22 protein-coding genes are annotated in these 25,967 nt (G+C 67.7%); 18 read left to right on the forward strand and 4 right to left on the reverse strand.

The genetic code is table 11. From position 1 onward, the window contains the following. Positions 1-427: 427 nt before the first annotated feature. Entirely contained in the window at positions 428-1,540 is a 1,113-nt protein-coding gene (locus RT97_RS08335) for a class I SAM-dependent methyltransferase (protein ID WP_042578320.1), read from the reverse strand. Positions 1,541-1,575: 35 nt separating this feature from the next. Between RT97_RS08335 and RT97_RS08340 the strand changes: the two genes are divergently transcribed. From RT97_RS08340 to RT97_RS08365, 6 genes are read left to right on the forward strand one after another with little or no spacing between them, the layout of a single operon-like run. After that, a complete protein-coding gene (locus RT97_RS08340) occupies positions 1,576-2,352 on the forward strand; it encodes an SDR family oxidoreductase (protein WP_042578321.1) in 777 nt (258 codons plus the stop codon). 8 nt (positions 2,353-2,360) lie between these two features. After that, positions 2,361-2,753 (forward strand): dihydroneopterin aldolase, encoded by a 393-nt coding sequence (locus RT97_RS08345; RefSeq protein ID WP_042578393.1) that lies wholly within the window; start codon positions 2,361-2,363, stop codon positions 2,751-2,753. A 52-nt stretch (positions 2,754-2,805) separates the two neighbouring features. Further along, positions 2,806-3,747, forward strand: coding sequence for a tRNA 2-thiocytidine(32) synthetase TtcA (gene ttcA / locus RT97_RS08350; protein ID WP_042578322.1), 942 nt, complete (start codon positions 2,806-2,808; stop codon positions 3,745-3,747). Positions 3,748-3,793: 46 nt separating this feature from the next. Further along, a complete protein-coding gene (locus RT97_RS08355; RefSeq protein WP_042578323.1) occupies positions 3,794-4,432 on the forward strand; it encodes a DUF4136 domain-containing protein in 639 nt (212 codons plus the stop codon). Positions 4,433-4,475: 43 nt separating this feature from the next. After that, positions 4,476-5,120, forward strand: a complete 645-nt coding sequence (locus tag RT97_RS08360) for a histidine phosphatase family protein (RefSeq protein ID WP_042578324.1) — start codon at positions 4,476-4,478, stop codon at positions 5,118-5,120. 53 nt (positions 5,121-5,173) lie between these two features. Continuing rightward, entirely contained in the window at positions 5,174-5,860 is a 687-nt protein-coding gene (locus RT97_RS08365; RefSeq protein WP_042578325.1) for a Crp/Fnr family transcriptional regulator, read from the forward strand. A 243-nt stretch (positions 5,861-6,103) separates the two neighbouring features. On the opposite strand, the gene RT97_RS08370 is transcribed toward RT97_RS08365, so the two are convergent. Together RT97_RS08370 and RT97_RS08375 are read right to left on the reverse strand one after the other, a co-directional pair. Next, the gene (locus tag RT97_RS08370) at positions 6,104-9,268 is read right to left on the reverse strand and encodes an efflux RND transporter permease subunit (RefSeq protein ID WP_042578326.1); all 3,165 of its coding nucleotides are present in this window, start codon (positions 9,266-9,268) and stop codon (positions 6,104-6,106) included. A gap of 61 nt (positions 9,269-9,329) precedes the next feature. After that, a complete protein-coding gene (locus tag RT97_RS08375) occupies positions 9,330-10,505 on the reverse strand; it encodes an efflux RND transporter periplasmic adaptor subunit (protein ID WP_042578394.1) in 1,176 nt (391 codons plus the stop codon). Positions 10,506-10,760: 255 nt separating this feature from the next. Here RT97_RS08375 and RT97_RS08380 point away from each other — a divergent pair, with 255 nt between their 5' ends. The 7 genes from RT97_RS08380 (at position 10,761) to RT97_RS08410 (ending at position 18,993) form a co-directional block, all read left to right on the forward strand. Beyond that, positions 10,761-11,216: a hypothetical protein gene (locus RT97_RS08380; protein ID WP_042578327.1), complete on the forward strand. Its 456-nt coding sequence runs from the start codon at positions 10,761-10,763 to the stop codon at positions 11,214-11,216. A gap of 83 nt (positions 11,217-11,299) precedes the next feature. Next, positions 11,300-12,667, forward strand: a complete 1,368-nt coding sequence (gene miaB, locus RT97_RS08385; RefSeq protein WP_042578328.1) for a tRNA (N6-isopentenyl adenosine(37)-C2)-methylthiotransferase MiaB — start codon at positions 11,300-11,302, stop codon at positions 12,665-12,667. Continuing rightward, positions 12,667-14,094 carry a sensor histidine kinase gene (locus tag RT97_RS08390; protein WP_042578329.1) on the forward strand — a complete coding sequence of 476 codons (1,428 nt, stop codon included), beginning with the start codon at positions 12,667-12,669 and terminating at the stop codon, positions 14,092-14,094. Before miaB ends, RT97_RS08390 begins: the two co-directional genes overlap by 1 nt. 61 nt (positions 14,095-14,155) lie before the next feature. Then, entirely contained in the window at positions 14,156-14,824 is a 669-nt protein-coding gene (locus RT97_RS08395; RefSeq protein WP_042578330.1) for a hypothetical protein, read from the forward strand. Next, the gene (locus tag RT97_RS08400) at positions 14,821-16,209 is read left to right on the forward strand and encodes a sigma 54-interacting transcriptional regulator (protein WP_042578331.1); all 1,389 of its coding nucleotides are present in this window, start codon (positions 14,821-14,823) and stop codon (positions 16,207-16,209) included. Before RT97_RS08395 ends, RT97_RS08400 begins: the two co-directional genes overlap by 4 nt. A gap of 402 nt (positions 16,210-16,611) precedes the next feature. Continuing rightward, complete coding sequence (gene mdoH / locus RT97_RS08405) at positions 16,612-18,636, forward strand: glucans biosynthesis glucosyltransferase MdoH (RefSeq protein WP_042578332.1); 2,025 nt, start codon at positions 16,612-16,614, stop codon at positions 18,634-18,636. A 60-nt stretch (positions 18,637-18,696) separates the two neighbouring features. After that, complete coding sequence (locus tag RT97_RS08410; RefSeq protein ID WP_042578333.1) at positions 18,697-18,993, forward strand: AAA family ATPase; 297 nt, start codon at positions 18,697-18,699, stop codon at positions 18,991-18,993. A gap of 66 nt (positions 18,994-19,059) precedes the next feature. On the opposite strand, the gene ffh is transcribed toward RT97_RS08410, so the two are convergent. Further along, positions 19,060-20,457: a signal recognition particle protein gene (gene ffh / locus RT97_RS08415; RefSeq protein WP_042578395.1), complete on the reverse strand. Its 1,398-nt coding sequence runs from the start codon at positions 20,455-20,457 to the stop codon at positions 19,060-19,062. Positions 20,458-20,642: 185 nt separating this feature from the next. Here ffh and RT97_RS08420 point away from each other — a divergent pair, with 185 nt between their 5' ends. From RT97_RS08420 to ampD, 5 genes are read left to right on the forward strand one after another with little or no spacing between them, the layout of a single operon-like run. Next, positions 20,643-21,458 (forward strand): cytochrome C assembly family protein, encoded by an 816-nt coding sequence (locus RT97_RS08420; protein ID WP_042578334.1) that lies wholly within the window; start codon positions 20,643-20,645, stop codon positions 21,456-21,458. Continuing rightward, a complete protein-coding gene (locus RT97_RS08425; RefSeq protein WP_042578335.1) occupies positions 21,455-21,727 on the forward strand; it encodes a PP0621 family protein in 273 nt (90 codons plus the stop codon). The genes RT97_RS08420 and RT97_RS08425 overlap by 4 nt, the downstream gene beginning before the upstream one ends. A gap of 16 nt (positions 21,728-21,743) precedes the next feature. Beyond that, positions 21,744-23,441: a two-component system sensor histidine kinase NtrB gene (locus RT97_RS08430; RefSeq protein WP_042578336.1), complete on the forward strand. Its 1,698-nt coding sequence runs from the start codon at positions 21,744-21,746 to the stop codon at positions 23,439-23,441. A 4-nt stretch (positions 23,442-23,445) separates the two neighbouring features. Continuing rightward, a complete protein-coding gene (locus RT97_RS08435) occupies positions 23,446-25,017 on the forward strand; it encodes a sigma-54-dependent transcriptional regulator (RefSeq protein WP_042578337.1) in 1,572 nt (523 codons plus the stop codon). After that, positions 25,004-25,627 (forward strand): 1,6-anhydro-N-acetylmuramyl-L-alanine amidase AmpD, encoded by a 624-nt coding sequence (ampD, locus tag RT97_RS08440; RefSeq protein ID WP_042578338.1) that lies wholly within the window; start codon positions 25,004-25,006, stop codon positions 25,625-25,627. Before RT97_RS08435 ends, ampD begins: the two co-directional genes overlap by 14 nt. Positions 25,628-25,967: the final 340 nt, after the last annotated feature.

Below are 25,967 nucleotides of genomic sequence, written 5' to 3' on the forward strand. Positions count from 1 at the left end.
GCGCCGTCGTGCCCCCATCCCAGCCTTCCCCCGGGAGGGGAAGGAGCAATGCATCAGGCCCGTGTCGCATGTCCTGCTTTTCTCCCTCCCCTTCCGGGGGAGGGTCGGGGTGGGGGCACAGTGGCCGAGCGAAGCAAAGGCCCGAGCTCCGAGCCGAGCGCAACAATGGCCTGTAGGTTTCCTAATCCCCTATGGCTGCGCCGAGGAGCGCAGCGTTTCGCGGATCAGGGCTCGCAGCTGTCTGAGCGAAGCGAGTTCTGCGAGACCCCGCGAAACGCGAGCACCGCAGGTTGCCCGCAGCGAAGCGGAGAGTCGCAGACAGCGGGGTCGCCTTTCTTTTGCCTACGTTTTTTTTGGCGAAGCAAAGAAAAGTAGGTCGGCCGCCGGGCCGAGACCCGGCCTCGGAACGCAACCGAAGCAGCAAACCTCACAGCGTATGGCTGCGATCCCCCTCAGCAAACCCCATCGCATCCCAAGGTTCGCCGACCGCAAACCCAATCACCTTGAAAAGCTCCCCCATCTCATGCTCATGAATGAGCCTGGCAGCCATCGCCCGCTCGGCAACCGAGCCCTGCTCCATCCGGGAAACCAACCCGCAATTCAGCAGAAACCGCGCCTGGCTCGTATACCCCAGCACCTCGAGCCCCGCATCCTGCCCCGCCAGCGCAATCCCGGTGAAATCGACATGCGCCGTGATGTCCTTGTAGCCCACATCGGCCAGCGGATCCCCGTCCGCCTGGTGCGCCCGGTGGCACATCACCGTCCCCATGTGCCGCTGCGGGTGGTAATACTCGCTCTCGGGAAAACCGTAGTCGATGAGAAAGGCCGCGCCCTTCTCCAGCCGGTCCGCCAGCGTGGCGATGAAAGCCTGCGCCTGCGGATGAATCTCGGTGAGGTAATCGTGCGCGCCGGGCACGTCGACCGGCGGGCGCAAGTCGGTCGGTCGATCGGCCCAGGTCCAGCCGTCGCCGGTCGCGTTGCGCACCACGCCGCGCTCGAACCACTGGCCTTTCACGCGCGCCAATAACTGCACGGGCATCGCATCGAGCACCTCGTTGCCGACGACCACCCCCTGCATCTTCTCGGGCAGTTCGCCGAGCCATTCGACGCGGTCCGCATAACGCACCAGCGCCTGCTGCTGGCGCTCGCGCAAGGTGCCCGAGAGGTCGACGATGCGGTAGCGCACGTCGCTGCGACCCATGTCGTCGAGCGCGTGCAGAAGTTGCACCGCGAGCGCGCCGGAGCCGGCGCCGAATTCCCAGACGGTGTCGGTGCCGGTCTTCTCCAGCGCCTGGGCCACCTGCGCGGCCAGCGTCTGGCCGAACATCGGCGTGAGCTCCGGCGCGGTCACGAAGTCGCTGCCCGAGGAGGGCATGTGGCCGAACTTGGCCGAGGTGTTGGCGTAGTAGCCCAGGCCCGGCGCATACAGGGCGAGTGCCATGAAGCGATCGAAGCCGATCCAGCCGCCCGCGCGCTCGACGGAGCGGGCGATCAGGTGGTCCAGGGCGGTGGGTAAACTGTTCGGGGTCTTGGTCGTCACCCCCCCATTCTCCCTCTGTCCCTCCCTCCCGTCGCATGAGCACTGCCTCCCTCTCCCCCATCCGCCGCACCGTCCTCGTCACGGGTGCAGGCCGACGGCTGGGCCGTGAGATCGCATTGGCACTCGCTGCAGGCGGCTGGCAGGTGGCGGTGCACTACCGCAACTCGCGCGCCGAGGCCGAGCAGACCGTCGCCGATTGCGCCGCGCTCTCGGGCGACTCGGCGCTCTTCGAAGCCGACCTCGAAGACGAGCACGCCACGCGCGCGCTGCTGCCACGCGTCGCCGCGCGCTTTCGCACCGTCGATGCCGTGGTCCACAGCGCGGCCCTCTTCGAACACGACGACACCGCCAGCTTCAGCTACGCGCTCATGGAACGCCATGCACGCAGCAACACGGGCGCGGCCATCCTTCTTGCGCAGGCGCTGCACGATCACCTGGCACGGCGCGATGCGCAGGGCGCGGTCGTCCACCTGCTCGACCAGAAGCTGTGGAACCCGAATCCCGATTTCCTGAGCTACACGCTCTCCAAGGCCGCACTCGAAGCCGCCACGCCGATGCTCGCGCTGGCCCTGGCGCCGCGCGTGCGCGTGGTGGGCGTGGCGCCCGGCCTCACGCTGCCGAGCCACATGCTGGACGACGACAAGTTCGCGCAGTTGCACAAGCTCTCGCCGCTGGGTCGCTCTTCCACGCCGGCCGACGTGGTCGCCACGGTGAAATTCGCGCTGGAGAACGGCTCGATCACCGGCACCACGCTGCTGGTCGATGGCGGCCAGCACCTGATGAAATTCGAGCGCGATTTCTCGCTCATGTGAGCACGACGATGTCCATTTCCACGCCTTCGCCTTCGCCGATCCAAGGCCGCCAGACGCTCACCCTCCAGGGCCTGCGTTTCGACGCCAATCTGGGCATCCTCGATCACGAGAAAACGGCACCGCAGCCCATCCTGGTCGACGCCGAGCTCAGCCTGGGCCCGCAGCCGCTGCTGCCACAGGACGACGACATCTTCCACGTGCTCGACTACCGCAAGGTGCGCCTGATCATCATCGACGAGTGCACCGCTCAGCACGTCAACCTGCTGGAAAGCCTCATCGGCAAGGTGGTGCACCGCCTGCTGCAACTGCCCGGCGTGCGGGGCGTGCGGGTGAAGATCGCCAAGCTCGAAATCTTCGACGACTGCGAAGTGGCGATCCGCATGGAAGCCGGGGAATGGTGAACCAAGGCAAAATCGGGGTCCTTTCCCCCGCTTTGCCTGAAGTAGCCCACCAATGAACGCCGTCTGGATCGACGAGGCGCCTTCCGACGCCGCAACCGTCGCCGCGCCCACCAACTCGCTGAAGATCGAACGCGAGACGCACAAGCTCGAAAAGCGCCTGTGCCGCGAGGTCGGCCGTGCCATCGTCGACTACAACATGATCGAAGAGGGCGACAAGGTCATGGTGTGCGTCTCGGGCGGGAAGGACAGCTACGCGATGCTGGACATCCTGCTCAAGCTCAAGGCGCGCGCACCGATCCACTTCGACATCGTCGCGGTCAACCTCGACCAGAAGCAGCCCGGCTTTCCCGAAGAGGTGCTGCCCAAGTATTTGAGCGAACTCGGCGTGGCCTTCCACATCGAGAACCAGGACACCTACAGCATCGTCAAGCGCGTCATTCCCGAGGGCAAGACGACCTGCGGCCTGTGCAGCCGCCTGCGCCGCGGCATCCTGTACCGCGTGGCGGACGAGCTGGGCGCCACCAAGGTGGCGCTGGGCCACCACCGCGACGACATGCTGCAGACCTTCTTCCTCAACATGTTCTTCGCCGGCAAGCTGAAGAGCATGCCGCCCAAGCTGGTGAGCGACGACGGCAAGCACATCGTGATCCGCCCGCTCGCCTACGTGGCCGAGAAAGACCTGGTCCGCTGGGCGCAGCACCGCGAGTTCCCGATCATTCCGTGCACCCTGTGCGGCAGCCAGGAGAACCTGCAGCGCAAGCAGGTCGGCGAGATGCTGCGCGAGTGGGACAGGAAGCACCCCGGCCGCGTGGAGAACATGTTCACCGCGCTGCAGAACGTGGTGCCGTCGCACCTGCTCGACGGAACGCGGCACGACTTCAAGGGTCTGAAGGCGACGGGCGTGGCCGACGACGAAGGCGACAAGGCCTTCGACACGCCCTCCTACGACTTGCTCTCCCAGGCACCTGCAGCCCTTCGCATCGTCCAGGGCTGATCGGCTACCCAGGGGAATTTGGGGCATCGCTGCCCGGAGACCCTTTATGAAACGTGCTTCTCTCGCTCTGCTTTTGGTAGCAGCAGCAACCCTCAGCGGCTGCGCCACCTCCTGGGTGGTCGACAGCGACGTGAAGAGTTTTTCGTCGATCGGCAACGTGCCGCCCGGCGCCACCTACCGCTTCGAGCGCCTGCCTTCGCAGCAGGCCGACACCGCCCGCCAGGACTCGCTCGAAGCGATGGCGGCCGCGGCGCTAGAGAAAGTGGGCTTGCGCCGCGACGACGCCAGGCCGCAGTACAGCGCGCAGATCGGCGCCCGCGTGACCACCGGGCTTTCGCCCTGGGCCGATCCGTGGCTCTTCGACGGCCCCTGGGGTTATGGCTACGGCGGCGGTTACGGTTACTACGGCCGCCGCGGGTATGGCGGCTGGTACGGCGGCCCGGCGTTCTTTCCGCCGGCTGCCAACCCCTGGTACGAGCGCGAAGTGAGCATCGTGCTGCGCGAAGCCGGCTCCAACCGGGTGGTCTACGAAACCCGGGCCCGCAACGACGGCCCGTACAACGCGAGCGCGGCCATCCTGCCGGTCATGTTCCAGGCCGCGCTGCAGGGCTTTCCGAATCCGCCGCAGGGCGAACGCCGGGTGAACATCGACTTGGCCACGGCGAACAAGCCGGCAGCGCAATGAAGCGCGACCGGCCGCGAAACAGCGCACTTCTAGAATCGGGCGGATGCAAGAAGCCACCCGCCTGATCGCCGTTCGCCACGGCGAGACCGCCTGGAACGTCGACACCCGCATCCAGGGGCAGATCGATATCGGACTCAACGCCACCGGCCTGTGGCAAGCGCAGCGGGCGGGCCAGGCCCTGGCGGACGAGGACATCGGCGTCATCTATGCGAGCGATCTCTCGCGTGCCTGGCAGACCGCCGAGGAAATCGCCAGGCCGCACGGGCTCGCCGTGCAGCCCGAGCCCCGCCTGCGCGAACGCGCCTTCGGTCACCTGGAGGGCATGAGCTTCGCGGAGATCGAATCGACGCTTCCCGAGGACGCCAAGCGCTGGCGCGAGCGCGATCCCGAATTCGAACCCGTCGGCGGCGAGAGCCTGCTGACCTTTCGCGACCGCGTCACGCGCGTGGCGGCCGAGCTGGCGGCGCGCCATCCGGGCCAACTGGTCACGCTGGTGGCGCACGGCGGCGTGATGGACGTGCTCTATCGCGCCGCCACCCGCCAGGAGCTGCAGGCGCCGCGCACGTGGCAGTTGGGCAATGCGGCCATCAACCGCATGCTGTGGACGCCCGAGGGCTTCAGCCTCGTGGGCTGGAGCGACGTCGCCCACCTGGCGGCGGACATGCCGCTCGACGAGGCCACGACCTAGCGCGACGGCACGATGGGCCGCCTGCCTTTCTCCGCCCCGGGAAAGACGCTCCCATGAAAAGAACCAGTCCCACCCCCTCGGCATACGCCAGCTGGGATGCATCCCAGACGCTGTCCGCGCCGTGGATCGACGCCACGCAGCTGGGAAGCTTCGTCACCCTGGAAGCCGGCGACACCATCGCGCGCGAAGGGGAGCGGCACGATTACTTCTATCTGCTGCGGTCCGGGTTCGTTCATTCCACGATCCATCGGAGCAACGGCGCGGAGTTCCTGCTCGAGATCTTCGGGCCGGGGGCGATTTTTGGCGAAGGCCCGGCGTTTGCCGACAGTCCCCGGCCGACGACGACCCGGGCGGTCGCGCCGGCCCTTCTCAGCCGCTACCGACCGGCGGATGTCGCGCAGCAATTCTCGGAGCTTCCCGAGCTTGCGACCTCCCTGATCCAGCTGCTCGGATTCAAGAACCACATGATCGTCGCCAAACTTGCCGGGGTGGCCTCGGCGGCGCCCAAGGAGCGGGTCATCGATCTGCTGCTGCGCGTGGCACGCCTGGCATCGACGCAGGCATCGAAAAAACTCACCGTCGATCTGACGCACGAGCAGATTGGCGCCATGACGGCATTGAGCCGCGTCACCGTCACCCGCACGTTGAATTCGCTGGCAGGGCTCGGGCTCATCGAGACGCGGGCCCGGCAGGTCACCATTCCGGATGCGCCGGCATTGCGCCATTTCCGCGATGCGTGACCCCGGAGAAATAGACCGCTTCCTGTATCGCTGGATACCGTCGACACCTTCACACCATCGCGATCATCCATCCCGTCACACACAAGAGAAGAGCGATGGCGGAGGGAACGGGAGCCGTTGAAAAAAGAGGCCGGAGCGCCTTCGATGGGCGATGGCCTGGGTGTGGCGTTTCGCAGGACTGCAGAAGTCCTTCGTGGCCGGATGGCTCACTTTCATGACCATCCGGCATCTTTTGAATTTCCGTCAGGCGTGCGAGGCCGCGTGCCCTCCGGCACCGGCTTCGGCCTTCGCTTCGCCGGGGAGGTCGACCATTGGCCCGGTGCCGCTGTAGCGGTCGAGCGCCAGGTAGATCGCGGGCGTGATGTACAGCGTGATCACCTGAGAGAAGATCAGCCCGCCCACCACCGCCACACCCAGCGGCTGGCGCAATTCGGCGCCGGCGCCCAGGCCCAGTGCGAGCGGCAATGCGCCCATCAGCGCGGCCAGCGTGGTCATGAGAATCGGGCGGAAGCGCAGCCGGCAGGCTTCGCGGATCGCATCGACCGGCTTCAGGCCTTCGGTGCGCTGCGCATCGAGGGCGAAGTCGATCATCATGATCGCGTTCTTCTTCACGATGCCGATCAGGAGCAGGATGCCGATGGTCGCGATCAGCGTGAGGTCGAAGCCGAAGATCTTGAGCGACAGCAGCGCCCCCACGGCCGCCGAGGGCAGGCCCGCAAGAATGGTCAGCGGGTGGATGTAACTCTCGTACAGCACGCCCAGCAGCACGTAGATGACCAGCACCGCAAGCACCAGCAGCACGGCCTGGCTCGACTGCGAGCTCTGGAACACCGCCGCATCGCCGCCGTAGGTGGTGATGATCGATTGCGGCATCTTCAGCTCGTTCTTGAACTGGTCGATCTTGGCGGTCGCGTTGCCCAGCGGCACGTCGGGCGCGAGGTTGAACGACACCGTCACCGCCTGCAGCTGGCCCTGGTGGTTGACCGAGGTCGGCCCCACGGTGCGGTTGATGGTCGAGAAGGCCGACAGCGGCACCAGCTTGCCCGTGGTGCTGCGCACCGACAGGCGCGAGACGTCGTCCTCGAACTGGCGGTCGTTGTCGGCGGCCGAAAGGATCACCTGGTAGGTGTTGCTCGCCGCGTAGATGCTGCCGATCTGCCGGTCGCCGTAGGCGTTGTAGAGCGCGGTGCGCAGGTCTCCCACCGCCACGCCGAGCACGCCGGCCTTGTCGCGGTCGATCTCCAGCGTGGCCTGCAGGCCCCGGTTCTGCGAGTCGCTGGTCACGTCGCGGAAGGCGGGGTCGGCTCGCATGCGTTCCATGAGCCGCGTGGCCCAGGGCACCATCTCGCCGGCATTCACGCTCTGCAGCGTGTACTGGAAGCGCGCCTTGCTCTGGCGCCCGCCCAGGCGCAGGTTCTGCACCGGCTGCATGTAGACGGCAATGCCCGGGATCTCGCGGAAGCGCTGGCGCAACGACTCGAGCACCTTGGCCATCTGCGGGCGCTCGCTGCGCGGCTTGAGCACGGCGAAGAGGCGGCCCGAATTCTGCGTGGCGGTCGGGCCGCCCACGCCGACGAACGAGCTCACGTAATCGACGCTCGGGTCGTCCTTGAGCGTTGCGGCCACGCGGTCCTGCAGCACCTTCATCGCGGTGAAGGAGATGTCCTCGGCCGCCTCGGTGGTGATCTGTATCTGGCCGATGTCTTCCTCGGGGAAGAAGCCCTTGGGAATGGTGACGAAGAGCCAGGCCGTGACGACGAAGGTCAGGCCCGCGGCCGTGAGCATCACCCAGCGGTGCTCGAGCGTCCAGTCGAGCGTGCGCATGTAGTTGCTGTGCACCCAGCGGTAGCCGCGCTCGAAGGCGCGGCCGATGGCGGTGCCGGGCTCGGGGTGCTCTTCTTCATGGTCGAGCGCACCCTCTTCGCGCGGCACATGCTTCAGAAGCCGGCTCGCGAGCATCGGCACCAGCGTGAGCGACACGATGGCCGACACCAGCACCGCCAGCGCCACCACCACGGCGAACTCGTGGAACAGGAGTCCGATGACCCCCGGCATGAAGAAGATCGGGATGAACACGGCCACCAGCGAGATGGAAATCGACACGATGGTGAAGCCCACCTCGCGCGCGCCGCGCAGCGCCGCCGCGAAGGGCTCCATGCCCTTTTCGACGTAGCGCATGATGTTTTCGAGCACCACGATCGCGTCGTCCACCACCAGCCCCACGGCCAGCGTGATGCCCAGCAGCGAGACGTTGTCCAGGCTATAGCCGAAGGCGTAGAGCAGCGCCACCGCGCCGATCAGCGAGATCGGAATGGTCGCCGCCGGGATCAGCGTGGCCACCAGCCGGTGCAGGAACAGGAAGATCACCAGCACCACCAGCGCGATGGTGCCCAGGAGCGTGAGCTGCACGTCGTGCACCGCCTCGCGGATGGAGAGCGAGCGGTCGTTCACCATCTGGATCTCGACCGACTGCGGCAGCTCCGCCTTGAAGCGCGGGATGAGCGCGCGCACGGCGTCCACCACCTGCACGGTGTTGGCATTGGGCTGGCGCTGCACGGCGAGCGAAATGGAGTCCTGGCCGTTGAAGCTGCTGGCGGTCTTGACCGATTCGAAGCTGTCTTCGATGGTCGCCACTTCGTCCAGCCGCACCGGCGCGCCGTTGCGCTGGCCGACGATCAGCTTGGCGAAATCTGCTGCCTTCACGAGTTGGCGATTGGCCTGGATGGTGAGCGTCTGGCGCGGGCCGTCGAGCACGCCGACGGGCGTGTTGGCGTTGGCCGAATTCACCGCCTTGGCCAGTTCGTCGAGCGTGATGTTGCGCGCATTGAGCAGGTCGGCATTCGCCTTGATGCGGACCGCAAAGGCCTTGCGGCCATACACGCCCACCTGCGCCACGCCGTCGATGGTCGAGAGCGTGGGGGAGATGAGGTTCTCGGCGTAGTCGTTGAGCTCGGCCGGATTCATCGACGGCGAGATCAGCGCGATGAACAGCACCGGCGCATCGGCCGGGTTCACCTTGCGGTACGAGGGGAGCTGCGTCAGCTCCTGCGGCAGCTGGCGCTGGGCGCGCAGGAGCGCGGCCTGCACGTCGACGGCGGCGGCGTCGATGTCGCGGCTGCTGACGAATTCGAGCGTGAGCGAGGTCACGCCCTGCGTGTTGACCGAGCTGATGGTCTGCAGGCCCGGGATGGTGGAGAACTGCTTTTCGAGCGGCAGCGCAACCGAACTCGCCATGGTGTCGGGACTCGCGCCCGGCAACTGCGCGTTGACGTTGATGACCGGCGTGTTGTAGCTGGGCAGCGCCGCCACCGGGATGCTGAAGTACGCAAAGATGCCGACCACCACCACCGCGGCAGACAGCAGCACCGTCATCGCAGGACGACGGATGCAGAGCTCCGAGATGTTCATCGGAGGACCTCCGCGCTTCGCGCTGCGGTGCGAGCTTGCTTGGGGCGGCCCGGCGCGGCGCTCATGCGCGTTCCCGCTGCGGCGGCTTGACGTCCGTGCCTTCGGACGAAGCGGCGCTACCCGGGGTCACGCCCGTGGTGCCGTTCGGGGCGGCGCCCGGCCCGCCCGTCTTCGCATCGACGCGGACCTTGCCGCCCGGGCGCACGTTCTGGCTGCCCTCGATCACGACCTGCTCGCCGGGCTCGATGCCGCTCACGGCCACCTTGGTGCCGAAGGTGTGCAGCGTCTTCACCTTGCGGCGGGTGGCGGTCTTGGCCTGGTCGACCACGTAGAGCGAGGTGCCGTCGGACAGCATCATCAGCGCCGCGGCGGGCACGACCGTGGCACCGCTGAGCGTGCGCACGGTGATGCGCGTGCCGACGAACTGGCCCGGCCAGAGGCCCTGGTCGGCATTGGCGAACACGGCCTTGGCGCGAACGGTGCCGATCTGCGGATCGACCGTGTTGTCGACGAAATCGAGCGAGCCGATGAGGGGGGTCTTGCGCCCGGTGACCAGCGCCTCGACGGGCGCGCGGCTCCGCGCAGCTTCCAGCAAGTCCTGCAGGTTGCCCTCGGGCACGGGGAAGCTCACCGCGATCGGGTCCAACTGCGTGACGGTCACCAGCGACAGCGTCGGCTGCACCAGCGTGCCCGGGTAGATGTTGACGGCGCCGATGCGCCCGGCGATCGGCGCGCGCAGCGTGGCATAGCCCAGCGCCACCTGCGCCGACTGCACGGCGGCGCGGTCGGCGGCGACGGCGGCGCGCTGCGCCTCGAGCTGGGAAAGCGTGGCGTCGGCCGCGCTCTTGGCGATGAAGTTCTGCGCCACCAGGTCTTGGCTGCGCTTGTACTGGCGCTCCAGGTCGGCCATGGTGGCCTCGTCCTTCTGCTGCTGGGCGCGGGCGCGGGCGAGGTTGGCCTGGTCGTTGCGGTCGTCCAGCGAGAAGAGCAACTGGCCCGCCTTGACGAACTGGCCTTCCTTCACATGCACGGTGCTGACGGTGTTGGTGACCTGGGGGCGCAGGTCGACGCTGTTCAGGGAGACCACGCTGCCGTTGACCTGGACCGTGACCGGCACGTCCTGCTTCTCGGCGGTGGCCAGGGTGACCAGGGCGGGTGCGCCGCCGCCGGCCGGGGCGCCGTTCCCGGTGGCAGCCGCCGTCTTTGCATTCTTTGTCCCGAGCTTGTCTCCGGACATGCTCCACCACCCGCCCGCGACGGCTACGATCAACACACCCGCAAGGGCAATGGCAGCATTTTTCTTCATGGGTTCTTGTGCACTTTGGGCTGACACTGGCTATTGAATCAGCGCCCGACTCACGGGGTTCATGGTTCCCGTAAAGAAATGTAAAGCAGGTCAACCGACAAGCCCGCGCTCAACCTGCTGTGGCCGGCACGAAGGGGGTTTCACCCCTCGTTAAAATCCCCGCTCCACAGCCTCTGGATATACCCCATGAACCGCTGCAAGAAAACCACGAATGCCCTCACTTTCACCGCGTTTTGCGCCCTCGCCGCAAGCGCCGGACTTTTCTCCCTGCAAGCCAGCGCCCAGGACGAGGTTCCTCGCCCCCAGACCCAGAACGAGTCGCTCAACGGCGGGCGCACCTTTCCCATCGGCACGCTGCGCGGCAAGTTCATGGTGACCAATGCGCCCGACGTCGAGCTGGACGGCAACGCCGACCGCCTGGGCGCCGGGGCCCGCATCCGCAGCCCGCAGAACATGCTGGTGATGCCCGGCGCGATCATTGGCCAGAAGTACCTCGTGAACTACACGCGCGATGCCGCCGGCCTGCTGCGCGAGATCTGGATCCTCACCCCCGAGGAAGCCGTGGCCAGCCGCGAGTCGCTGAACAAGCCGTTCCTGAACATCTGGCCGTTCACCTCGAACGACACCCTCAATACGCAGTAACCGCTGCAAGAAAGAAAGCGGCGCAGGCCTTCCGCGCCCGCCGCGGCGCCCTCCACCTCCGGAGGGCCTCAGAGAGCATTCCCATGAAAAAAGTATTCATCAAGACCTTCGGCTGCCAGATGAACGAGTACGACTCGGACAAGATGGCCGACGTGCTGAACGCCGCACAGGGCTACGAGCCGACGCAGGACGTGGACGAGGCCGACCTCATCCTGTTCAACACCTGCTCGGTGCGCGAGAAGGCGCAAGAGAAGGTGTTCTCCGACCTCGGCCGCGTGAAGCACCTGAAGGCCAAGGGTGTGAAGATCGGCGTGGGCGGCTGCGTGGCCAGCCAGGAGGGCGCGGCCATCATTGCGCGCGCGCCGTATGTCGACATCGTGTTCGGCCCGCAGACGCTGCACCGCCTGCCCGAGATGCTCAACGACCGCGTGCGCCTGGACCGCCCGCAGGTGGACATCAGCTTCCCCGAGATCGAGAAGTTCGACCACCTGCCGCCCGCGCGCGTGGAAGGCGCGACCGCCTTCGTGTCGATCATGGAAGGCTGCTCCAAGTACTGCAGCTATTGCGTGGTGCCCTACACCCGCGGCGAGGAAGTGAACCGCCCGCTGGACGACGTGCTGGTGGAAATCGCGGGCCTCGCCGACCAGGGCGTGCGCGAGATCACGCTGCTCGGCCAGAACGTGAACGCCTACCGCGGCCGCATGGGCGACACCGCCGAAATCGCCGACTTCGCGCTGCTCATCGAATACGTCGCCGAGATCCCCGGCATCGAGCGCATCCGCTACACCACCAGCCACCCGAACGAGTTCACGCCGCGGCTCATCGAGGCCTACGCCAAGGTGCCGCAGCTGGTGAGCCACCTGCACCTGCCGGTGCAGCACGGCAGCGACCGCATCCTGATGGCCATGAAGCGCGGCTACACCGCCATGGAATACAAGAGCACGGTTCGCAAGCTGCGCGCCATCCGCCCCGACCTGGCCCTCTCCAGCGACTTCATCGTTGGCTTCCCCGGCGAGACCGACGAAGACTTCGCCAGGATGATGAAGCTCATCGACGACTGCCAGTTCGACAACAGCTTCAGCTTCATCTTCAGTCCGCGCCCCGGCACGCCGGCCGCCGCGCTGAAGGACGACACGCCGCACGAGGTGAAGCTCGCGCGCCTGCAGACGCTGCAGCGCGTGATCGACGGCAACGTGCGCCGCTTCGGCGATGCGCTCGTGGGCAGCACGCAGCGCGTGCTGGTCGAGGGCGCTTCCCGCAAGGACGCCAACGAGCTGATGGGCCGCACCGCCTGCAACCGCGTCGTCAACTTCGAAGGTGACGCCCGCCTGGTCGGCCAGATGACCGACCTGCGCATCACGCGCTCGCTGGCCTACACGCTGCGCGGCGAAGTGGTGACGCGCGAATCGTCGCCGGTGTTGCCGCAGTCCGCCGTGGCGCTCGCCCACTGATGGCGAAGCGACCGTCGATCCGGGGCTCGTTCCAGCAGCTCCTGCTCTTTGCCTTCCTGCTGATCACCGCGCTGCTGGTGGGCGTGGCGCTGCGCTCGGTGTTCCAGTACGACGCGCTCATGACCCAGAGCCGCGATGCCGCCGCGCGCGCGCTGCGCCTCTCGGGCGCGTCCCAGTCGCTGGCCGAACGCAGCGCGGCCATGGAGCGCGCCGGCCGCCAGTCGCTGGTGCTCAACGACGCGGTGCTGCGCCGCCGCTTCGACGAAGCCGCGCGCGAGTCGCACCAGGTGCTCGAGAGGCTCGAGCGAAACGGCCTCCTGCCCGCCAGCATCGAGCCGTGGCGCGCGCAGCTGGGCGTGATCGAGGGCCTCATGAGCGGCAGCGCCGACAGCGCCCTCACGCGCGAAAGCACGATGGCCATGCAGTTCCGCGAGCTCGACACGCTCAACACCAACCTCGCCCAGCAGGCCCAGTTCCTCATCGAGATGCAGAACGACGCGCTCGCCAAGCGCATCGAGAACGCGCGCCGCCGGCTGATGCGCGAAGTGGTGGCCGCCAGCGTGCTGGCCGTGGTGCTGGCGCTGGCCTTCGGCATCTGGCTCGCGCGCCCGTTCAAGCGCATGGAGCACGCCATCGTCGGCCTCGGCCAGAACCGGCTGGACGTACCCATCGACATCCGCGGCCCGGCCGACGTGCGGCGCGTGTCGCAGCAGCTCGAATGGCTGCGGCTGCGCCTGACCGAGCTGGACGCCGACAAGGCGCGCTTTCTGCGCCACGTGTCGCACGAACTGAAGACGCCGCTGGCCGCGCTGCGCGAAGGCGTCTCGCTGCTGGAAGACGGCGTGACGGGTCCGCTGAGCCCGGCGCAGCTGGAAGTGGCGCAGATCCTGAACCAGAACACCGTCTCGCTGCAGAACCAGATCGAAGCGCTGCTGCGCTTCAACGCCGCCGCCTTCGAGGCGCGCGAACTGCGCCGCGAACGCACCGAACTGCTGCCACTCATCGAAGAGCAGATCGAGGCCCAGCGGCTGCAATGGCAGGCCCACGGGCTGCGGGTGCGCGCCGAGGGCGAGCCGCTCGCGCTCACCGTCGACCGCACCAAGCTCGGCACGGCGATCGCCAACCTGTTATCCAACGCCATCCGCTTTTCGGTAACGGGCGGTGTCATCACGCTCGCGGTGTCCGGCACGCCGGAAGCGGTGTACATCGACGTGAACGACGCCGGGCCGGGCATTGCCGAGGGCGATCGCGACCGGATCTTCGAGCCCTTCTTCCGCGGCGAACGCCAACCCGAGCACACGGTGAAAGGCACCGGCATCGGACTTTCCATCGTGCAGGAGTACATTGCAGCCCACGGGGGCCGCATCACGCTGCAGCCTGGCGGGCCCGGTGCACGTTTTCGCATCGAGTTGCCGCGCACGGCCTGACCTTGCCCGCGGCACGTCCCCTCTGAATCACCGCTTCGCGCCTTCGTCCCTTTTTCGACCCATGTCCTTTTCGTTCGTCCGCAGTTCCACCCTCGCCGGGGCGTTGGCCGTGCCTTTCGCCCTGTTGCTTGCCGCCTGCGCCACGCAGCCCAAGCCGCCCGCCGAGGCCGATGCGCTGCCCCCGCCCGTCGTGGTGCCGCGCGTGATGCCGGTCGAGGCCGAGCCCCGCGCGCCCGCCACCCAGCCGGCGTCGCTCTTCACGCTGATGACCCAGGGCCCGCAGGCCGCGATGCTGTCGTATGCCGACAAGGTGCGTCCGCTCGGCGGCGGCGAGCTGAGCGGCGAGATCGCGCGCATCGGCGACCCCGGCGATTCGCCCACCGCGCAGATGCAGCTGGCGATCCTGCTGTCGCAGACCCGCGTGCCGGCCGACCTGGCACGCGCGCTGGGCCTGCTGCAGCGCGTGATCGCCAATCCCTCGGCCGAGGCACAGCCGCTGCAGCCGCTCGCGCGCGCCCTCGCCGCACGCTATGCGGAGCAGCGCCGCGTCGAGGACGACCGCGACAAGCAGGTGCAGCAACTGCGCGACAGCCAGCGCCGCATCGACCAGCTCAACGACCGCATCGAAGCGCTGCGCGCCATCGAACGCAGCTTCGCGCGGCCCGCCAGCACGCCGGCGCCGGCTGGCGCGCCTGCACAGGCACCCAACGGAACCAAGACAAGCCCATGAGCACCACCGGCGCCCGCCTCCTCGTGGTCGACGACGACCCGGACATGCTTCGGCTGATCTCGATGCGGCTGGTGTCGGCGGGCTACCAGGTCACGGCCGTGACCTCGGCAGAAACCGCGCTCACGCAGTTGGAGATCGAACATCCGCAGCTGGTGCTGAGCGACGTGCGCCTGCCGGGCCGTGACGGACTCGCCCTCTTCGACGAGATCAGGAAGCGCCATCCTTCGCTGCCCGTGATCCTGCTCACCGCCCACGGCACGATTCCCGACGCGGTCGAGGCCACTGCGCGCGGCGTGTTCACCTACCTCACCAAGCCCTACGACGCCCGCGAACTGCTCGACAAGATCGGGCAGGCGCTGGCGCTCGGCGCTCCCGCCAGCACGCCGGCCAAGGGCGGCGACGAAAGCTGGCGCGCCGAAATCGTGAGCCGCAGCAACCGCATGGCCGAACTGCTGGCCGAGGCGCGCATGGTCGCCAAGTCGGACGCCTCGGTGCTGCTGCGCGGCGACTCGGGCGCGGGCAAGGAACTGCTCGCACGCGCCATCCACAAGGCCAGCGCGCGCGCCGACAAGCCCTTCGTGGCGGTCAATTGCGGGGCGATTCCCGAGGCGCTGCTCGAATCGGAGCTGTTCGGCCACATGAAGGGCGCCTTCACCGACGCCCACGCGAACCACAAGGGCCTGTTCCAGCAGGCCGACGGCGGCACGCTGCTGCTCGACGAAATCGGGGACATGCCGCCCGCCCTGCAGGTGAAGCTGCTGCGCGTGCTGCAGGAGCGCGCCGTGCGGCCGCTGGGCGCGAGCCAGTCGATCGAGGTCGACGTGCGCATCGTCTCGGCCACCCACCGCGACCTGGACGCCGCGATGGAGGCGGGCCAGTTCCGCGAAGACCTCTATTACCGCCTGAACGTGGTGACGCTCACGCTGCCGCCGCTGTCGGCGCGGCGCGAAGACATCCCGCTCCTGGCCAACCACTTCCTGCAGCGACTGTCGACGAAATACGGCAAGCGGCTCTCCGGTTTCGCCCCCGAGGCGCTGAAGGCGCTGACCACGGCCGCGTGGCCCGGCAACGTGCGCCAGCTTTTCAACGTGGTCGAGCAGGTGTGCGCACTGTCGAGCTCGCCGCTGATTCCGCTGGCGCTGGTTCAGCGCGCGCTGCGGGTGCCGACGGTCGAGGTCCAGACCTATGCCGACGCCAAGCAGCGCTTCGAACGCGACTACCTCGTCGGCCTGCTCAAGCTGACCGACGGCAACGTGGCCGACGCGGCCCGTCTTGCCGATCGCAACCGCACCGAGTTCTACCGCCTGCTGCAGAAGCACGAACTCACGCCGGGCCACTTCAAGGCCGACGCTGTCGCTCCGGGCTCGGACCCTGTCGCCGAGTAGCGACGCACCTAAGTCGTTGATTTAAAAGGCCATTCTCTGCTGGCCTTCCGGGCTTGTCGGGATTCGGCGACAAAAACAGGGGTTTCGAAGGCTTCCGGCAGGCCTCCCCACCGAAAAACGCATCCAGATCGCTCCAAGTCGTTGATCTGAAAGCGTTTTTCCAGGCTGGCACAGGGTTTGCCCCTGTACTGGCATGACAGCACTTACCAGCCCATCTTTCGCACTGCGCCAGCAGCGCGACGGCCTGCGTCAAAAGCAGTTTTCCCTCTCGCGGCCCCGTGCCGCGGGTCATTCGTCCGCCGCGCTCGCCAGCGCAGGCGGCGCCGAGCCGGATTGCGTCGTCAAGCGCTTTCCTGCCATTGGCGACACCCCTTCCCTCGACAAGCAACGTTGGTAAATCACATGAAGCCCACTGACTTCTCCCAACTGAACGTGCTGACCGAAGCCGATTTCTCGCACCGCAGCCCGGTGCGCGAAGAACGCCATCCCAACTCGGTCACCGCACCGCCCGTCAACCGCGGTTCGATGACGCCCCGCCCCTGGCGCGGTTTCTGGAACAGCATCGGCACCGCCCTGCTGGTCAAGCTCGGCGCTGGCCGTGCGGCCGAAGGTTCCGACGCCGAATCCACCGAATCGGCCCAGCAGGTCAAGCAGCCGTGGCAGCGCGCCGCGGCCCGCCGCCGCAACGCGTTCATGCTGCTCACCGTGCTGAGCACCGTGATCGCCTCGACGCTGTTCGCCGGCGTGCAACCCGACTACGACAACGTCTGGCTCGAATACGGCCAGATCGGCCTGTACGGCCTGCTCTCGGGCTGGGTCGTGACCGGTTTCGTCACCGCCCTCATGGGCTTCTATGTTTCGGTTCGCGGTGACAAGCATGCGCTGTCGGCCAAGCAGGTCGCCAACCATCCGATGAACCCCGAGGCACGCACCGCGATCATCATGCCGATCTGCAACGAAGACGTTGCCACGGTGTTCGCCGGCCTGCGCGCCACCTGCGAATCGGTTGCCTCCACCGGCCATGCGAAGCAGTTCGACGTGTTCGTGCTGTCCGACAGCTACAACCCCGAGACCGCAGCCGCCGAGCGCGCCGCCTGGGAAGATCTGCGCGCCGCCCTGGCCGACAGCCCGAACCAGCCGCAGGTCGAGGTGTACTACCGCCTGCGCACCCGCCGCACGCACCGCAAGGCCGGCAACGTGGCCGACTTCTGCCGCCGCTGGGGCAAGGACTACCGCTACATGGTCGTGCTCGACGCCGACTCCGTGATGAGCGGCGACTGCCTGACCTCGATGGTCAAGCTGATGGAAGCCAACCCCACCGCCGGCATCATCCAGACCGCGACGCAGGCCATCGGCCACGTCACGCTGCACGCTCGCGCACAACAATTCGCTTCCCGCGTGACGGGCCGCCTGTTCACGCTGGGCATGCAGTTCTGGCAACTGGGCGAATCGCACTACTGGGGACACAACGCGATCATCCGCGTCGAGCCCTTCATGAAGCATTGCGCGCTGGCCCCGATCAAGGGCACCGGCGGCATGTCGGGCGGCATCATGTCGCACGACTTCGTCGAAGCAGCGCTGATGCGCCGTGCCGGCTACAACGTGTGGCTGGTGTCCGACCTGGTCGGCAGCTACGAGCAGCAACCGCCGGACCTCCTGGCCGAACTGCAACGCGATCGCCGCTGGTGCCAGGGCAACCTGCAGAACGCCCGCCTGATGGCCGAGCCCGGAATCCATTCCGTGCACCGCGCCATGTTCGTTACCGGCACCATGGCCTATGTTTCCGCTCCGCTGTGGCTCGCGTTCCTGACGCTGGGCACTGCCCTGTGGCTCAGCGGTTCCAGCCTCGTGTCGAGCTGGAGCGTGCTGCCCGCCGAACTGGCCGGCCTCTGGATCTGGACCCTGTGCCTGTTGTTCCTGCCGCGCGTGCTGGGCATCGCTGCCGTGCTGATGCGCGGTGAGCAACGCCAATACGGCGGTACCTGGGGCCTGGTGAAGAGCTCGGTGATGGAAAGCGCCCTGGCCATCGTGCAGGCGCCGGTCCGCATGCTGGCCCACTCGCTGTTCGTGCTGGTTGCCCTCACCGGCATCAAGCTCGACTGGAAGTCGCCCCCGCGTGAAGCCAACGCCGTGCCCTGGAAGATCGCTGCCACGCAACTGGCGCCCATGACGCTGGTGATCGGCATGCTGGCCGTCGGCGTCGCGATGATCGACCCGAGCGCTCTGATCTGGCTCATGCCTGTCGGCCTGCCGCTGCTACTGGCGATTCCGCTGACCGTGCTCACCAGCCAGATCGCGCTGGGCACCACACTGCGCGACCGCGGCTTCCTGCTGATTCCTGAGGAATCGCGTTCGCCCGCCGTGCTGCGCCGCGCGTGGATGCATGCGCTTCGCCTGGCACGTCCTGCCGCGTTGGCTGCAGCCTGATGCGCTGAAGACACAGCACCTCTAAAAAGCCGGCCTCGGGGCCGGCTTTTTTCATGGTGCATGGCTGCGCACCACGCGGTCGACCAGTCGAAGGCGCCGCTGCGCAAGCACGAAGGCTTCGTCTGGAGCGCCACCCGCCTGAGCCAGCAGATGCGCACCAAGACGCTGGACCTGCTCTGGGTTTATCACGCGCAGATCGAGCCGGTGTACCTGGAGGTGCCGCACGCCGAGTTGATGCGCCGCAACCGCGAGCGGGACACCACGCTGTCGAACGCGGGCATCGAGCGGACGCTGCACCGCTGGAAGCTACCTGCGCCGATCGAGGCGCACGAAACGATCTACAACGTGCGGACCTGAAAACGACGAAGCCCGCCGGGGCATCCCCCGGCGGGCTTCTATCTCTGTCTATATATATGTGTGCGCTCAGAACGGCAGCTTGGGACCGCCCGGGCCACCCATGCCGCCCATGCCGCCCATGCCCTTCATGCCGCCCATCTTCTTCATCATCTTCATGAGGCCGCCGCCCTTCATCTTCTTCATCATTCCCTGCATCTGCTCGAACTCGTTGAGCAGGCGGTTCACTTCCTGAACCTGCACGCCCGCGCCGGCCGCGATGCGGCGCTTGCGCGTGGCCTTCAGCAGCTCGGGCTTGCGGCGCTCCAGCGGCGTCATGCTCTGGATGATCCCTTCCTTGCGGCGGATGTCGCGCTCGGCGCGCGTCATGTCGGCCTCGGTGGCCTTGGCGGCCATCTGCGTGGGCAGCTTATCCATGAGGCTGGAGAGCCCGCCCATCTGCTTCATCTGCTGCAGCTGGCCGAGGAAGTCGTTCAAATCGAAGCCCGCGCCGCTCTTGACCTTGGCCGCGAGCTTTTGCGCCGCCGCCACGTCGACGCCGGCCGTGACCTGCTCGACCAGCGCGACGATGTCGCCCATGCCCAGGATGCGGCCCGCATGGCGCTCGGCATCGAACACCTCCAGGCCGTCGATCTTCTCGCTCGTGCCGGCGAACTTGATCGGCACGCCCGTGACCTGCCGCACCGACAGCGCCGCGCCGCCGCGCGAATCGCCGTCGGTCTTGGTCAGGATGATGCCGGTGAGGGGCAGCGCTTCCTTGAAGGCCTTGGCGGTGTTGATCGCATCCTGGCCCTGCATGGCATCGACCACGAACAGGGTCTCGACCGGATCGAGCGCCGCGTGCAGCTGCTTGATTTCGGTCATCAGCACTTCGTCGATCGCGAGGCGGCCGGCCGTGTCGACCAGCAGCACATCGAAGTAGTGGCGCTTGGCGTGATCGAGCGCGGCGCGCGCGATGTCCAGCGGCTTCTGGTCGGGCGTGCTCGGGAACCATTCGGCGCCGGCCTGCTTCGTGACGGTCTTGAGCTGCTCGATGGCGGCCGGGCGGTACACGTCGCCCGACACCGTGAGCACCTTCTTCTTGCGCTTCTCGATCAGGTGCTTGGCCAGCTTGGCGGTGGTGGTGGTCTTGCCGGCGCCCTGCAGGCCGGCCATCAGGATCACCGCGGGCGGCTGCGCTGCGAGGTTGATGTCGGAGACGCCCTCGCCCATGGTGGCTGCAAGCTCGCGGTTCACGATGCCGACCAGCGCCTGGCCCGGCTTGAGCGAGCCCAGCACTTCCTGGCCGAGCGACTTCTCCTTCACGCGGGCGACGAAATCGCGCACCACGGGCAGCGCCACGTCGGCCTCCAGCAGCGCCATGCGCACCTCGCGCAGCATGTCCTGCACGTTGCTTTCGGTGATGCGGGCCTGTCCGCTCATCGTCTTGACGAGGCGGGAGAACTTTTCTGTAAGGGCGGTGGCCATGGAGAGGAAGCCTTGCTGCCCGCCGCGGCGGGTCATTGGAAAGTCGTGAACCTGAGATCGGCTGCCTACTGCCCCTTCGGGAAACACCGAGGAACCGGCTTTGCCGGGCCTCTGGTGTTGCCCCCGGTGAGGGGGTTGGCGCTGCGACACGAAGTGCGCAAGCCTGGGGGAGATAAACTCCGCCGATGATTTTAGCGATCCCCTCCCCACTCGGCGTGGCGCTGGGCATCGCCACCGCGGCGGCCTACGGATTTGCCGCCGCTGCGGGTGCCCGGCTCAGCCGTCAAACCGTCCAGTGGGCCCTCGGGATCGCGTGGCTCTTGCATGCGGCCGTGCTGGCGCACGGACTGATCGGCAGCGAACCGCGCTTCGGCTTTGCACCCGCGCTCTCGGTCACGGCGTGGCTGGTGCTCACCGTCTATGCGATCGAAAGCCGCATGTATCCCCAATTGAAGGTGCGACGGGCGCTGGCATGGCTGGGCGCCGCCGCCGTGCTTCTCGCCATTCTTTTCCCCGGCACGCCGCTGCATGTCACCGCCTCGCCGTGGCTGCCGTTGCACCTCGCGCTGGGCATCGCCTCCTACGGGCTCTTCGGCGCGGCCGTGGTCCATGCGTGGCTGATCACGCGTGCCGAGAAGCAGATTCGCCTCACGAGCGGCACGCCCGCCGAAGGCGGCGTGCCGCTGCTCACGCTGGAGCGCCTCACATTCCGCTTCGTGACCGCGGGCTTCGTGCTGCTCTCGGCCACGCTGCTGGCCGGCCTCTTGTTCACCGAGCAGCTGTACGGCGCCGCGGGCCGCGCATGGAAGTGGGACCACAAGACGACGTTCTCCGTGCTCGCCTGGGTCACCTTCGCGGTTCTCCTGATCGGCCGCGCGCGCTTCGGCTGGCGCGGCCGCACGGCCCGCCGCGTGCTGTACGCCGGCTCCGCCCTGTTGTTGCTGGCCTATGTGGGTTCCCGCTTCGTGCTCGAAGTGGTGCTGGCGCGTCCTCCCGTATGAAATACCTCCTCGTCCTCGCCGTGCTCTGGATCGCCATCTGGCTCTGGCGCAAGAACCGGCGCGAAGAAATGCGCGATGCCCAGCGCGAGCGCATGGCCAAGGCGCAACAGCGCCCGGCCTCGCCGGCGGCGGTCGCCGCGCCGCAGGCCATGGTGCGCTGCGCCCATTGCGGCCTGCACCTGCCCGCGAGCGATGCCATCGCCGGCCCCGACGACGCGGTCTATTGCAGCGCTGCGCACCGTCAAGCCGCCGTCGCGGCGCGCGGTTGAACGCGCAGCCTGCGCCATGAGCACCCCTCTCTGGTCGCGCGGCGAGCCGGTCACCGACTGGGACCTGCTCGAGCAAGGCGGCAGCGAGAGCACAGCGCTGCTGCGTCTGTGGCGCGGCTTCATGGCCGCGCGCTGTTTCGTCGCACTGGTGCTGGTGCTGCTGCAGGGCGTGGCCTACGTGCTCGGACAACCGATGCAGGCGGTGACCATCGCGATCTCGGCCGGCTACCTCGTCGCCACCTGGCTGGAGATGCGCTATGCGCACTTCGAGCCGCCGATCCGCGGCTTCTCTACGCTGTGGCTGCTGACCATCGGCATCGACCTGGCAACCTTCACCGCGCTTCAGGTGCTGCAGGGCGGCAACGTCAACTACACGCCGCTCTTCGCGCTGCCGGTGCTCATGAGCGCGGTGCTCGGCACGGTGATCGTGAGCCTGGGCACCACGGCCAGCGTCACGCTGCTGCTGCTGGCCGATGCCGGATGGCACTGGCTGCAGCAGCCGGGCGACTCTTCTGCGCGCTTCGTGCAGGCGGCGCTCACCGGCACCGGCCTTTTCGTGGTGGCGCTGCTCGCGCACGAGCTGGCACGGCGGCTCGCACGCGAAGAGGCGGTGGCGCAGCGCAACCGCAGCAGCGCGCAGATGCAGGCGGAGGTCAACGACCTGGTGATCGAGACGCTCGCCGAAGGCGTGCTGGTGATCGATGCCGAAGGCATGGTGCACGCGGCCAACCCGGCAGCCGACGCGATCCTCGGCCAGGGCCTGGCGAAACTCTCGCTGCCGTTCGCGCTGCATGCGCAGCCCGCCTGGCATGCACTGGCCGCGCTCTCGCGCCAGACCTTCGCGCGGCGGGCCCCGCAGGCCGAGGAAATCCCCGTCGCGCAGGCCCGCGGCGCGGCGCGCGAAGTGCGCGTGCGCACCCGGCTCACGCCCACCAGCGACAAGCGCGCCGACAGCCTCTGCGTGATGTTCCTGCAGGATTTGCGCGAACTCGAGGCCCGCATCCGCACCGAGAAGCTGGCCGCGATGGGCCGCATGTCCGCTGCCGTCGCCCATGAAATCCGCAACCCGCTGGCCGCCATCGCGCAGGCCAGCGCGCTGCTGAGCGAAGACCTCACCGACCCGGCGCACCGCAAACTGACCGACATGGTCCAGCACAACGCGCAGCGCCTGGCCCGCATCGTGGACGACGTGCTCGACGTCTCGCGCGCGCGCCAGCAGCGCGTGCTTTCGCTCGGCGAACAGGTGGTGCTCGACCCCGCGGTGCAGGTGCTGGCCGAGGAATGGGTGCGCCAGACGCAGCGCAAGGGCGTGCTCATCGCGCTGGAGGCGCCCGGCGTCGACGTGCGCTTCGACGCCGAACACCTGCGCCGCCTGCTGGTGAACCTGCTGGACAACGCATCGCGCTATGCGGGCAAGGGCGACGGCGCGATCCAGGTCATCACCACGCTGCAGCGCGCGGGCACCAACCGCCCGGCGCTGCAGGTGTGGAGCGACGGCGCACCGCTGGAGCCGGCGGTGCAGCGTCATCTGTTCGAGCCCTTCTTCTCGTCCGAGAGCCGCTCCAGCGGCCTGGGCCTGTTCCTTTGCCGCGAGTTGTGCCGGCGCCATGGCGCCACCATCGGCTACGAGAGGCGGGCGCTCGCGGCGGGCGGGCCCGAGGGCAACGAATTCTTCGTCAGCTTTGCCGCCAGCGAGAACCGGCTGACACAATAGCGTCGTGAGCACCCCACTGTCTTCCGCCCCGCGTCCCGCGCAGATCCTTGTCATCGACGACGAGCCCGATCTGCGCACGCTGTATGAACTGACGCTGCTGCGCGAGGGCTATCACGTCGAGGCCGCGGGCAGCGTGTCAGAAGCCTGGCAACACCTTGAGGCCGGGCGCTTCGATGCGGTGATCACCGACATGCGGCTGCCCGACGGGCAGGGCATGGAGATCATCCACCGCATCCAGAAGAACCAGCGCAGCGAGCGCTGCGTGGTGATGACGGCCTACGGCTCCGCTGAAAACGCGGTCGAGGCGCTCAAGGCGGGCGCGTTCGACTACCTCACCAAGCCGGTCGACCTGAAGCAGTTTCGTGCCGTGGTCGCTTCCGCGGTGCAGGCCACGCGAGCGCCTGTCGTGCAGGTCAAGCCGGAGAAGGCGGCCGCCGCTGCCAGCACCGGCACGCGCGCCGAGGCCGGCTCGATCACCGGCAGCAGCGGCGTTGCGGCGCTCGATCGCCTGGTGGGCGATTCGGACCCGATGCGCCTAGTCAAGTCGCGCATCGCCAAGGTGGCGCGCGGCATGGCGCCGGTGCTGGTGCGCGGCGAATCGGGCACCGGCAAGGAGCTGGTGGCGCGTGCGGTGCATGCCTGCAGCCAGCGCAGCGACGGTCCGTTCGTCGCGGTCAACTGCGGCGCGATTCCCGAGAACCTGCTCGAAGCCGAATTCTTCGGCGCGAAGAAGGGCTCGTACACCGGCTCCTCGCAGGACCGCGACGGCTATTTCCAGGCTGCGCGCAGCGGCACGCTGTTCCTCGACGAAATCGGCGACCTGCCGCTGGCGATGCAATCGAAGCTCCTGCGCGCGATCCAGGAGCGCAGCGTGCGCTCGATCGGCTCGACGCAGGAAGAAGCGGTCGACGTGCGCATCGTGAGCGCCACCCATAAAGACCTGCATGCGGAGGTGCAGGCCGGCCGCTTCCGGCAAGACCTTTTCTACCGCCTCAACGTGATCGAGATCGCGGTGCCCGCGCTGCGCGATCGCCGCGAAGACCTGCCCGCGCTCTGCGCCGCGCTGCTCGCGCGCATCGCGCAGGACGGCGGGCTGCCGGTGCCGCACCTGTCGGCCGAGCTGCTGCGCCGCCTTGCGCTGCACCCGCTCGATGGCAACGTGCGCGAGCTCGAGAACCTGCTGCACCGCGCGGTCGCGCTCAACGACGGCGACGAGCTGCACCTGGACCTGATGGGCGGCAATGTCGCGACGACGATGGCGGCGGCCGATGTGGCGTCGGTCGCGCCCTCGCAACCCGCGCCTCGCAACGACGCCCCTGTCGTTGCCGCGCCCGCACCGGCACCGGTGGCAGAAATCAAGCCCGCGCCGCCGCCACTTCCCTCCGACCTGCAGGCCTATCTCGACCAGCAGGAGCGCGAGATCCTCGTGCGTGCCCTGCACGAGAGCGGCTTCAACCGCACCGCCGCCGCCGCGCGCCTGGGCATGAGCCTGCGCCAGATCCGCTACCGCATCGCGCGGCTGGGCATCACCACGCCCAACGGCGACGATGGCGCCAGCAGCCATGTCGACGACTGAAGAAACCTCCACGCAGAACACGCCGCCCGCAGACGACGGGCTCTGGCGGGCCGGCTGGTACCGCTTCGCGAAAGCCCTGCCCTCGCCGAACTTCGGCCCGCGTCCCGCCGGCGCGCAGACCGACCTGATCGTGCTGCATTCGATCAGCCTGCCGCCCGGCGAATATGGCGGCGATGCGGTGCAGCGGCTCTTCACCAACCGGCTCGACTGGGACGCGCATCCCTACTTCCAGTCGATTCGCGGCATCGAGGTGTCCTCGCATTTCTACGTGCGTCGCAACGGCGAGCTCTGGCAGTTCGTGAGTTGCGACCACCGCGCCTGGCATGCGGGCGTGTCGTCGTGGCGCGGCCGCGCCAACTGCAACGACGACTCGATCGGCATCGAGCTCGAGGGCCTCGAAGGCCACACGTTCGAAGCCGCGCAGTACGAGACGCTCGCCAGCCTCTGCCCCGCGATCGCGCAGCACTACGCCATCGCGCACATCGCGGGTCACGAACACATCGCGCCAGGCCGGAAACAAGACCCCGGCGCGGGCTTCGATTGGCGATTGCTGCACGCGCAATTGGGGTGGAAATCACAGATGTTTCCCCCATCTGTGGTGGAGCGCTAATTTTTTCAATCGCGTGACGCCCCGCGATGCCCTGCCTGCCGGCCGCATCGCTTTCGACAATGCGAATGTGAACCTTAGCAACCATGCGCCTTGCAGGCTCAAATCGGCTTGCAAGCCACGTCCCATGCGGGTTGCGCGACCATAGGCCAGTATTCACGCGGGATCGCCAGCCATGGCCTATGTCTAGAGAGATACCCGCGGTAGGTGAACCACTCACAAAACACTACCTGTAGTGGCTTGTAGACCCCTGGCACCCTAGATATAGTGTCCTCCGTCCGGTCAACTGCACCGGCGCGGCGCCCAGCCAAGGCGTCGCCACCCAACAAGAATTGCCAACCGA

Origin of the sequence: Variovorax paradoxus (assembly GCF_000834655.1) — a bacterium.
Lineage (GTDB): Bacteria > Pseudomonadota > Gammaproteobacteria > Burkholderiales > Burkholderiaceae_C > Variovorax > Variovorax paradoxus_F.

What these genes read in the sequence shown, in the direction of transcription:
- RT97_RS08340 (WP_042578321.1), top strand. Translation starts at nt 1,576, where the DNA reads ATGAGCACTGCCTCCCTCTCCCCCATCCGCCGCACCGTCCTCGTCACG.
- RT97_RS08345 (WP_042578393.1), top strand. Translation starts at nt 2,361, where the DNA reads ATGTCCATTTCCACGCCTTCGCCTTCGCCGATCCAAGGCCGCCAGACG.
- ttcA (WP_042578322.1), top strand. Translation starts at nt 2,806, where the DNA reads ATGAACGCCGTCTGGATCGACGAGGCGCCTTCCGACGCCGCAACCGTC.
- RT97_RS08355 (WP_042578323.1), top strand. Translation starts at nt 3,794, where the DNA reads ATGAAACGTGCTTCTCTCGCTCTGCTTTTGGTAGCAGCAGCAACCCTC.
- RT97_RS08360 (WP_042578324.1), top strand. Translation starts at nt 4,476, where the DNA reads ATGCAAGAAGCCACCCGCCTGATCGCCGTTCGCCACGGCGAGACCGCC.
- RT97_RS08365 (WP_042578325.1), top strand. Translation starts at nt 5,174, where the DNA reads ATGAAAAGAACCAGTCCCACCCCCTCGGCATACGCCAGCTGGGATGCA.
- RT97_RS08370 (WP_042578326.1), bottom strand. Translation starts at nt 9,268, where the DNA reads ATGAACATCTCGGAGCTCTGCATCCGTCGTCCTGCGATGACGGTGCTG.
- RT97_RS08375 (WP_042578394.1), bottom strand. Translation starts at nt 10,505, where the DNA reads ATGTCCGGAGACAAGCTCGGGACAAAGAATGCAAAGACGGCGGCTGCC.
- RT97_RS08380 (WP_042578327.1), top strand. Translation starts at nt 10,761, where the DNA reads ATGAACCGCTGCAAGAAAACCACGAATGCCCTCACTTTCACCGCGTTT.
- miaB (WP_042578328.1), top strand. Translation starts at nt 11,300, where the DNA reads ATGAAAAAAGTATTCATCAAGACCTTCGGCTGCCAGATGAACGAGTAC.
- RT97_RS08390 (WP_042578329.1), top strand. Translation starts at nt 12,667, where the DNA reads ATGGCGAAGCGACCGTCGATCCGGGGCTCGTTCCAGCAGCTCCTGCTC.
- RT97_RS08395 (WP_042578330.1), top strand. Translation starts at nt 14,156, where the DNA reads ATGTCCTTTTCGTTCGTCCGCAGTTCCACCCTCGCCGGGGCGTTGGCC.
- RT97_RS08400 (WP_042578331.1), top strand. Translation starts at nt 14,821, where the DNA reads ATGAGCACCACCGGCGCCCGCCTCCTCGTGGTCGACGACGACCCGGAC.
- mdoH (WP_042578332.1), top strand. Translation starts at nt 16,612, where the DNA reads ATGAAGCCCACTGACTTCTCCCAACTGAACGTGCTGACCGAAGCCGAT.
- RT97_RS08410 (WP_042578333.1), top strand. Translation starts at nt 18,697, where the DNA reads ATGGCTGCGCACCACGCGGTCGACCAGTCGAAGGCGCCGCTGCGCAAG.
- ffh (WP_042578395.1), bottom strand. Translation starts at nt 20,457, where the DNA reads ATGGCCACCGCCCTTACAGAAAAGTTCTCCCGCCTCGTCAAGACGATG.
- RT97_RS08420 (WP_042578334.1), top strand. Translation starts at nt 20,643, where the DNA reads ATGATTTTAGCGATCCCCTCCCCACTCGGCGTGGCGCTGGGCATCGCC.
- RT97_RS08425 (WP_042578335.1), top strand. Translation starts at nt 21,455, where the DNA reads ATGAAATACCTCCTCGTCCTCGCCGTGCTCTGGATCGCCATCTGGCTC.
- RT97_RS08430 (WP_042578336.1), top strand. Translation starts at nt 21,744, where the DNA reads ATGAGCACCCCTCTCTGGTCGCGCGGCGAGCCGGTCACCGACTGGGAC.
- ampD (WP_042578338.1), top strand. Translation starts at nt 25,004, where the DNA reads ATGTCGACGACTGAAGAAACCTCCACGCAGAACACGCCGCCCGCAGAC.